This window comes from Variovorax sp. P4_D9, from assembly GCF_056401695.1.
On the sequence record NZ_JBFUIU010001102.1, the window covers coordinates 1 to 2,413 of the forward strand.

Annotated in this window: 2 protein-coding genes; both read left to right on the plus strand. The window is 57.1% G+C overall.

The window, feature by feature from the left end; genetic code table 11:
- Positions 1–708: helicase-related protein (locus AC1DY5_RS51495; RefSeq protein WP_478121993.1), on the plus strand; the 708-nt coding region annotated here is incomplete at its 5' end.
- Positions 709–718: 10 nt separating this feature from the next.
- Positions 719–2,413 (plus strand): DrmB family protein (gene drmB / locus AC1DY5_RS51500; RefSeq protein WP_478121994.1); only part of this gene is annotated, 1,695 nt, incomplete at its 3' end.

Sequence of the window (2,413 nt, forward strand, 5' to 3'; positions counted from 1 at the left end):
TGTCTGGCCTCCAACATAATCGAAGTCGGCGTGGATATCGAACGACTATCGTTGATGGGAGTCATCGGCCAGCCGAAATCGACCTCGACATATATCCAGGTGACGGGTCGCGTTGGCCGCAAATGGCAGGAAAGACCGGGCCTTATCCTCACAATTTACAACCCTTCAAAGAGCCGAGACCGGTCGCACTACGAGCAATTTCACGGCTACCACCGGCGTCTCTATGAGCGCGTTGAGCCCACTTCTGCTACGCCTTTTGCCATCTCTTCTATTCAGCGCGGATTCGCCGGGGCCGTGCTGACTTGGGCAAGGCAACAGGTGCACCAATCGGTTCACGATCTTCCTGTCCATCTTGAAGCGCTCGACGAAGCTGTCGATATCTTGATCGATCGGTGCAGAGTGGTTCAACGTGACAGCGATCTCGAACGCTCGATCAACGAACTGAGACGCATCCATGCCGAGCTCCTCACAAAATGGGGGAGCAATCCACAGGAATGGGAGCACTTTCCGCAGTCTCCTGCCGGTGAGTACCTCATGCTTTGGCCAGGACAGTTTGCTACTAGATTGCAGGAAATGCGCGGCGTGAAGGTGCCTACGAGCATGCGTCAAGTTGATAGGACCGGTGAGCTCGCGATCACTCCAGCTTACGGCGGCGTGGGATTGGGAGCCTGCGCTAAAGCTGATTCCGGCAGCGGTCCCGCCACCTGAGGAGAACAAAATGGGAAGCAAGCAAATACGCACTGGCCAGTTGATTGCGCCATTCGGACCTGGTAGCCTCTATACGGACCGTCAAGGCGTTCCACATGTGATCGCCGGCTTGGACCACTGGTTCAAGTCATGGGACGAATCTCGAGGATTGGTCGACTGCACAGATCCGTCGGAGTTTGAGATTTTCGAGCCTCGGCTGTCAGAGCTACTTAAGGTCGATCGCTTCCGCACCCCGCCCGACCTTCGAGTGCCTTTGAGGCGTCATGAGCCACCTCCGAATGCGAACCTCCGGATCCCAGCGATGCGCTTTCCAAGATGGTACCGAAACACTCGCAGCGGCGACATGCATCGGTTCAACCTCGACACTAGAGTCCTTGAAAAGCCAAAGGACGGTAGCAGGTGGCAGCCAGTTCGATTTATAGCCGTTTGCCAGCATGGACATCTTTGCGAGTTCCCATGGCAGGAATGGATCGATTGCCAGTGCACGGGTGAAGGTCATCTCGAACTAACCGATCGGGGCGGCTCGGAGCTTTCTAGCATCGTTGTGAGATGCAAGTCTTGCCCGGAGGGTTCGCCTGGCGCTAGGGGACGCTCCCTTAGTGGTACCACCATAAAGCCCGATCGCGAAAAGGGCGAGAAGAGTGAATTCGAAAAAGCTGGGATCCGTTGCCCAGCTGAACGTCCGTGGCTTGGCGAGGGAGCTCATGACAGCACCTGCGCTGAACCTCTAGTTGGCGCACTGATCAACCAAACCAACATCTACTTCCCTCGTACCATCTCGGCGATCAGCCTGCCCGATCTTGCCGAGAAGGACGACGAAGTCGTGGACCTGCGCAAGGCGATTGACGGGCTGCCCGAGATAGGCACCATGAAGGCGTTGTGGAAGCTAAAGATGTTCGATCACGCGGTGATCACTGTCAGCGCGTCCCTGACAAAGCTGGGAATATCTCACGAGGCGGGCAAGCTAAAACAAGCGCTCGAAAGCCTTTTCACGGGAGCGCCGAAAGAGTCCCAGTCTGGCGCCGCGCGCCCCGCGCAGCCAGAGACCGAAGTGATGCGCTTCCGCCGCGCAGAATTTAACGTCTTGAGGGAAGGCATCGATGACCCGAGACGGTCACCGAGGATGCGGGTGCTACGCGGTGCTGTTCCTCCAGAACTGTCCAAGTGGGTGGAGCGAGTCGGTTTGGTGGAGAGGCTCTGTGAAACTCGTGTCTTCTTCGGGTTTGACCGAATTGACCCTTCATCGTCACCACTATCGGAACTCCCCTCTTCCGCTCTGAGCCAACTTTTCCGCGATCCGCCAGAGGGGCCTGATCAGTGGTTACCTGCTGTCCAAGTCTACGGCGAGGGCATCTATATCGAGCTGCGGGAGGAAAGCGTCGCTGCTTGGCAACGCGATAACGCTGCATGGCTGAAGGACAGGCTGAGCCAAGAGTTCGTTCAGCGACTGGAGGATAGCTGCTGGGCGCTAAGACCGCTCGATCCGACTAATAGAGACTGGGCGTCTCGATTTCTCCTCGTGCACAGCCTCGCGCATCTATTGATAAACCAGCTTGTCTTCGAATGTGGATATTCCACGGCCTCGTTGCGCGAACGGCTATTTGTCTCCTCCGATCCTCGTGCTCCAATGTCCGGGCTTCTCATCTACACAGCGGCGGGCGATTCGGAAGGGACACTGGGAGGCTTGGTGCGCATAGGGCAACCC